At 36.0% G+C, this 5,133-nt stretch carries 6 protein-coding genes; 3 read left to right on the top strand and 3 right to left on the bottom strand.

The window, feature by feature from the left end:
- The first annotated feature begins 99 nt into the window (after nt 1-99).
- Complete coding sequence (locus tag ACY65O_RS19265) at nt 100-489, top strand: HIT family protein (protein WP_462222484.1); 390 nt, start codon at nt 100-102, stop codon at nt 487-489.
- A gap of 76 nt (nt 490-565) precedes the next feature.
- Here ACY65O_RS19265 and ACY65O_RS19260 read toward each other — a convergent pair whose 3' ends face one another.
- The 3 genes from ACY65O_RS19260 to ruvC all read right to left on the bottom strand — a co-directional run bounded on the left by ACY65O_RS19260 (nt 566) and on the right by ruvC (nt 3,225).
- On the bottom strand, nt 566-1,252 hold the full coding sequence (locus tag ACY65O_RS19260) for a response regulator transcription factor (protein WP_462222483.1): 687 nt from the start codon (nt 1,250-1,252) through the stop codon (nt 566-568).
- A gap of 10 nt (nt 1,253-1,262) precedes the next feature.
- Entirely contained in the window at nt 1,263-2,534 is a 1,272-nt protein-coding gene (locus ACY65O_RS19255) for a sensor histidine kinase (RefSeq protein WP_462222482.1), read from the bottom strand.
- A 121-nt stretch (nt 2,535-2,655) separates the two neighbouring features.
- Nucleotides 2,656-3,225, bottom strand: coding sequence for a crossover junction endodeoxyribonuclease RuvC (gene ruvC, locus ACY65O_RS19250; protein ID WP_462222481.1), 570 nt, complete (start codon nt 3,223-3,225; stop codon nt 2,656-2,658).
- Nucleotides 3,226-3,268: 43 nt separating this feature from the next.
- Here ruvC and ACY65O_RS19245 point away from each other — a divergent pair, with 43 nt between their 5' ends.
- Together ACY65O_RS19245 and ACY65O_RS19240 are read left to right on the top strand one after the other, a co-directional pair.
- On the top strand, nt 3,269-4,252 hold the full coding sequence (locus ACY65O_RS19245; RefSeq protein WP_462222480.1) for a lysylphosphatidylglycerol synthase domain-containing protein: 984 nt from the start codon (nt 3,269-3,271) through the stop codon (nt 4,250-4,252).
- Nucleotides 4,249-5,052 (top strand): DUF3108 domain-containing protein, encoded by an 804-nt coding sequence (locus ACY65O_RS19240; RefSeq protein WP_462222479.1) that lies wholly within the window; start codon nt 4,249-4,251, stop codon nt 5,050-5,052. Before ACY65O_RS19245 ends, ACY65O_RS19240 begins: the two co-directional genes overlap by 4 nt.
- Nucleotides 5,053-5,133 lie beyond the last annotated feature (81 nt).

The following is a 5,133-nucleotide window of genomic DNA, read 5'->3' as shown; positions in this document are numbered from 1 at the left end:
AAGGTACAATACATTTTTAATTGGGTGACTCATCCGCCACGTGGCGGATGAGTCACCCAATTAAAAATGTATTGTACCTTTAGAAAAAGCATTTTTATTATGACCATTTTTTCTAAAATAATTGCAGGGCAAATACCCTGTTATAAAATTGCCGAAGACGAAAAGTTTTTTGCTTTTTTAGATATTGAACCGTTGGTAAAAGGCCATGTACTGGTGGTACCGAAATTAGAAGTGGATAAATTATTTGATATGCCCGATGACTACCTTGCCGGCATGCTGGTGTTTGCAAAACCCATTGCACATGCTATAGAAAAAGCATTTAACTGTAACCGTTGTGGTATAAGTGTGGTGGGGTTAGAAGTGCCGCATGCACATATACATTTAGTACCTATGAACACCGCCAATGATTTAAATTTTACAAAGGGAAAAATTAAAATTACTGCGGAGGAGTTGAAGGAGGTGCAGGAAAAGATATTGAGTAAGCTGTAGAAAAACCCTCCAAAAGTTTTGACTATTATAACTTTTGTATCTAAACTTTTGTAGAGTTGAAGTAAAAACTGGTGTTTTAATTTATCTGTAACCTAAACCCCACGCCATGTATAGTTTCCAAAGCAATGGCAGGGTCGGGTTTTAAATATTTACGCAGCTTGGTAATAAACACATCCATACTGCGGCCTAAAAAATAATCATCTTTACCCCATACATTCAGCAGCAACTCTTCTCTTTTTAAAATTTTATTAATGTGCAGTACAAAAAATTTCAGCAGGTCGGCTTCACGTTGAGTAAGAGAAGTGGTTACAGTATCGCCATAAATTTTTAATTCGTTGTAAGCAAATCTTAAAGTGCCTAATTTGTATTCTTCCACCCCATCCGATTGTAATTTTTTTGTGCGGCGTAAAAAAACATCCATACGCATTACCAATTCCTTCATGCTGAAGGGTTTGGTAATATAATCGTCGGCACCGGTTTTAAAACCTTTTATCTTATCTTCTTCCAGGCTTTTGGCAGTTAAAAAAATAATGGGTACAATATCGCTCTGCTGCCTTATTTTTTTTGCAAGGGAAAAACCATCCCTTTCCGGCATATTTACATCCAGCAAACAAATATCAAAATCTTTTTTCTGAAATTTTTGCCATGCAGCTTCACCATCGGCACAATGCGTTACTTCAAAACCTGCATCCTGCAAATTATCTTTAATAACAAAGCTTAACGAAAGATCATCCTCTGCCAGTAAAACTTTTGCCTTGTTCATGTAATAAATTTTAATGCTGTGGAATTTTTATTATAAAAGTACTGCCATTTCCTGGTTCGCTTTTTACGTCAATTTTCCCTCCGTGTTCTTCAACTATTTTTTTAACAAAATTAAGGCCCAGGCCAAAACCTTTAGTGGTATGCAATTCTCCCTCAGTAACCCTGAAAAAACGATTGAATATTTTTTTCTGGTTTTCTTCACTAATACCAATGCCGTTATCTTTTACAGCAATGCAGCAATCATGCCCTTCTGTATAAGTAGCAATATTTATTTGGGGGCTGGTTGAATATTTAATGGCATTTTCAATAAGATTAATAAAAGTAAGCAGCATATAATATTTATCAGCAGTAACCATAATGCCAGTTGAAGAAAATGTTGTTTGTATCACTGCATTTTTTTCTTCGGCCAGCGGATGCAGGTTATTAATGGCCTGTTGCAGCAGATCGTTTACATTAAATTTTTCTTTTTCAAGTTGTAATGCATTACTGTCGGTATAAGCAATTTCTAAAAGCCTTTGCGTTTGCCCCTGCAAATGGGTAATTTGTTCATCAATAATAGCAGCATAATTTTTTAGCTTCTCCGGCTTTTGCGAAATATCAGGGTGTTGTAAAACTTCCGCTGCAATTTTTATTACAGCCAGCGGGGTTTTAAATTCGTGCGTAAAATTATTTACAAAATCTTTTTGTGTTTCGTTTAAAAATTTTTGTTTGTACAGGTAAAAAATGCTGGCGCCAAAAGCAATTAAAACCAAAAGCAGTAAACCGCCGGATGCAATCCAAAAATACATTTGCTTTAAAATATATTCGCCCCGGTGCGGAAAAAATAAAGCGACATAAGAATAATCTCTTTTTAAAAGAGGGAGTGTTCTTTTTTCTTTTGGCGGAAAATAAGCATCCGGCAGGTCGATATATTCTTCTTCGGTGTAAGCATTTTTTTCCTGGCTGTAAATAGCTGCTTTGCAATCGGTGTACACATTAAAGTCGGTAAGCTCAGCTTTTAAATTTGTCCAAAGACTGTCTAAATGAGGGTTACAATCAATTCTTAATAAATACAGATCGGGCTTTGGGTTTTCAATTTTTTTCTGCACATTATCGCTTACATCATTTACCAGTTCCATATCATCGTAAAGCCCACGAATACTTTTAGAAACATTGATGTTGAATTGTTTTTCCTCGTAACGGTAAACTTTTTGCAGCCAGAATAATTGCACAGCAATAATAATAGTAACTAAAACAGTACTTATTAAAATTACCAGCCGCAATGTTTTTGAACGAATGACCATGTAACGTTTTCTGATTGTGATTTTCAGTTAATAACAATATCCTACTGCCTGCAAACTTTACTGAAATTTATTTACAAAGGTTTATAACTATACTGTTAATGAAATGTTGTTACCTAAACATCTAAACCCTTTTAACCCTTCCCGGATTTTGTGCAATAAATGCATCCCATCCTTTTAATTTATTACCTGCTGCTGCTACCGGATTTTTTTGCTGAAAAAAATGACACACCGCAACAGCCAAAGCATCGGTAGCATCAAAATGTTTGGGGTTATCTTTAAAATTTAAAATCTGCTGCAGCATCTTCATCACCTGTTCTTTATTGGCATTACCATTGCCCGTTACCGATTGCTTTACTTTTTTTGGGGAGTATTCTGTTACTTCTATACCATGCCGCATGGCAGCAGCAATGGCAACACCCTGTGCCCTGCCTAACTTTAGCATACTCTGTACATTCTTACCAAAAAATGGCGCTTCAATGGCAAAAGTAGTGGGTTGATATTTTGTAATTAATCCGCTAACGGTATTAAAAATTAACTGCAGTTTTTTGTACGTGTCTTTTACTTTACCAGGTTGCAGCACACCCATTTCTAATAACGAAATTTTATTTTCATTTACTTCAATTAAACCATAGCCCATAATTATTGTGCCTGGGTCTATACCTAAAATGATGGACGGTTTTGCTTTGGGCACACTAAAAATTTTTTGAGTTTAATAATTGAACTAACATTGCGTATTGAACAAAAGTATTAAAATATTAATCAACTATTTTTTAGGCCCGGTATTATTAATTGTGCTTTGTTACAGTTTGTACCGGCAATTAATTCAGCAGCCCGATTTGGAACAGCGCTGGCAGCAGGTAAAACACAGCTGGAAAGGCTGGAAATTTTTAACCGTAATTATTTTAATGCTGGTTAACTGGGCTATAGAAGCAAAAAAATGGCAACTGCTGGTGTTGCACATGCAGCAATTTTCTTTTATTAAAGCATTTAAATCGGTACTGGCAGGTTGCAGCATAACCATGCTAACACCCAACCGTATTGGCGAGTACGGCGGCAGAATTTTATTTTTAAAAGAAGAAAACCGTCTTAAAGCCATATCGTTAACTATTGCCGGAAGTATAAGCCAGTTGCTGGTTACAATGGTAATGGGTTGTGCAGGTTTAATTTTTTTAAGATATTTTTCACATAACAGCAGCAACGCTTTAAACGTTTTACCCCACTTTTGGGGTAATGTACTTATTTATTTCAGCATTACGGGCACGGTGTTACTTTTTTTATTTTATATCAGATTAGCATGGCTGGTGAGGTTAATAGAAAAAGTGCCGGCATTTACCAAAGCGGTAAAGCATATAACAGTGCTGGATGAGTTTTCGGCAAGGCAATTGCTAACTGTACTGTCACTGTCGCTGTTGCGGTATGTAGTTTTTGTAGTGCAGTACATTTTGTTGCTGCAGGTAATGCAGGTAGACATTGAAGTGGGTTTAAGTTTTTGGCTGATAACCGTTTTTTATTTGCTGATGGCCGTAGCCCCCACCATTGGTTTTTTAGAGTTACCGGTAAGGGCAAAAGCAAGTATGGAACTGATGAAAATGTACAGCACCAATACACTGGGCATTGAAACTGCAGCACTGGCAATATGGTTAATTAATTTAGTAATACCGGCATTAATTGGGAGTATATTAATTTTGGGCATTAAAAAAATAGTAAAAGAAAAATGAAACGTTACGCTACATTCAGTTTGATAATTTTAGGGCTTTGCTGTGTAAGTTTTAAAACAGCTTACGACGATGAATTTTGCGGTATTAAAAACACCGCCTTTAAAGCCGATGAAGTGGTGACGATGAAAGTTTTTTACAGCGCTATGGGAGCATACATTGGCGCAGGCGAAGCAACTTTTACCACTTCGCTGGAGCGCTTTAATGGCAAGACGGTCTATCATTGTACAGGCGAAGGCAAATCATATTCCTTCTTCGATAAATTTTTTAAAGTAAGGGATAAGTACGAAAGTTATATTGATACGGCAACATTAGTGCCTTATAAATTTATACGCAATGTTGATGAAGGCGGTTATAAAAAATATGAAAACGTAACCTTTAATCAAACTGCAGGCACTGCCGTTAGTACCAAAGGTGTTTTTAAAGTTACCAAATGCATACAGGATGTGGTAAGTGCAATGTACTATGCCCGTAATATTGATTTTAATAAATACAAAGTGAATGACAAAATTCCTTTCGATATGTTTTTAGATGATGAAGTGTATCATTTATACATCCGTTATTTAGGGAAAGAAAAAATAAAAACCCGTTACGGAAAATTTAACGCCATAAAATTTAAACCGCTTTTAATTAAAGGAACCATTTTTGAAGGCGGCGAAAAAATGAATGCCTGGATAAGCGACGATCCCAATCATTTATTGCTTAGGGTAGAAAGCCCCATTGCAGTGGGAAGTATAAAAGTAGATATGATGGGCTATAAAAATTTAAGGTATCCTTTAACTTCGTTAACGGGTGTGAGGTAACCCCCATCCCCTAAAGGGGAGTTATTCAGCGGTTCTACTTTTTTTTGATCATTCATTTAATTTCAATTTTTTCTTTTTTTA

This window comes from Ferruginibacter sp., from assembly GCF_031430955.1.
In the GTDB taxonomy this organism is placed as follows: domain Bacteria; phylum Bacteroidota; class Bacteroidia; order Chitinophagales; family Chitinophagaceae; genus Ferruginibacter.
This window is presented reverse-complemented; position numbering and strand designations above follow the sequence as displayed.

What these genes read in the sequence shown, in the direction of transcription:
- ACY65O_RS19265 (WP_462222484.1), top strand. Translation starts at nt 100, where the DNA reads ATGACCATTTTTTCTAAAATAATTGCAGGGCAAATACCCTGTTATAAA.
- ACY65O_RS19260 (WP_462222483.1), bottom strand. Translation starts at nt 1,252, where the DNA reads ATGAACAAGGCAAAAGTTTTACTGGCAGAGGATGATCTTTCGTTAAGC.
- ACY65O_RS19255 (WP_462222482.1), bottom strand. Translation starts at nt 2,534, where the DNA reads ATGGTCATTCGTTCAAAAACATTGCGGCTGGTAATTTTAATAAGTACT.
- ACY65O_RS19240 (WP_462222479.1), top strand. Translation starts at nt 4,249, where the DNA reads ATGAAACGTTACGCTACATTCAGTTTGATAATTTTAGGGCTTTGCTGT.